At 69.6% G+C, this 1,194-nt stretch carries 1 pseudogene; it reads right to left on the bottom strand.

Going from position 1 to position 1,194, the window contains the following annotated elements:
• Positions 1-96: 96 nt before the first annotated feature.
• Positions 97-1,035, bottom strand: a pseudogene (locus ACFVZH_RS40420) (transposase); the annotation flags it as partial.
• Between the last annotated feature and the right edge of the window lie 159 nt (positions 1,036-1,194).

Below are 1,194 nucleotides of genomic sequence, written 5' to 3'. Positions count from 1 at the left end.
TCCTCGGCACCGTCCACAACCTCAGCAAACTCCTCGCCGGCACCGCAAAATCGCGCTCTTGACTCCCGGACGGGAGAAGTCGTGCGACAGCCTCGTGGCTGTCGGGCGGATGTGCCGGAAGTCGCGGCGGACGCGGGCGGGTGTGAGGCGTTCGGCGGGTGCGGGTTTCTCCCAGGGCCGACGCCGGTCGGCTGCCAGTGGCCGGGCCAGTCGCAACTGGGTGTAGGCGGCGAGGATCAGCCAGGTCCAGCGGTCGGCCGCTTCGGGTGTGCGGATCTTTGGGCAGGTCCAGCCGAGGGTCTGCTTGAACAGGCGGAAGGTGTGCTCGATGTCGAAGCGTCGTAGGTATGCCTGCCAGAGCCGGTCGGTGTCCGCTGCGTCTGCGTCGGTGCCGGACCACCACAGCCAGACCGGCTTCGGGGTGGCCCCGCTGGGCAGGTGGTCGGTGTCCAGGCGGATCACGGTCCCTTCGACGATCGGGAGAGTGCCGTCGGCCGCGGCCCAGGACGAGCGGTGGGTGAGCTTGGGGTGGAGCCGGTTCCAAGAGCGTGCGAGGGTGGTTCCGTAGAGGCGTGTTTCGGTGATGATGTGGGTGTCCGGGGCGCCCCAGGTGTCGGGCTGGCCGAAGACGAACTCGCCGCCATGTCGGGGCGGCCGGCCTTTGGTATGCGGCTCCCGCGGCGGGGCTGGCCGACGCAGGACGCGGTCCGAGCGCATCCGGGCCAGGACCTGCACCGGCAGGTCCTTCAGCAGAAAAGCGAGACGGGGCGCGTCGTATCCCGCGTCTGCGACAACGAGGATGTCCGGGTCCCCGGTCTGCCACTGGCCTGCGGTGATCAGCCGCTCGACCAGTTCGCGCAGCTGCCGGGCGGTGACGGTGGCGGTGTCGTCCCCAGGCGCCAGACGCAGCGCGTCCAGCGGTGCGGTCCACGAGCTGCGGCCGGGTTCCAGCGCACAGACGATCGAGTAGGGCCACCCGGGAACGGGGATGTGCTGGTCCTTGCCCCGGCCGTAGGTGTGACACAGGATCCGCTGGGTTGGGCTGATTGAGCGGCATAGCCATGCGGATGGTGACCAACTCCAGCGCCGTTGATCGTCCTCGCTGAGTAGGCCCGGAGCGCGGTGCCGGGATTGCTCCCGGTCCGTTTCTCCGGACCTCTCGCCGAACCCGCCGTGCGTCTCTCAACGCAACGG

Source organism: Streptomyces sp. NPDC059534 (assembly GCF_042743475.1).
Lineage (GTDB): Bacteria > Actinomycetota > Actinomycetes > Streptomycetales > Streptomycetaceae > Streptomyces.
This window is presented reverse-complemented; position numbering and strand designations above follow the sequence as displayed.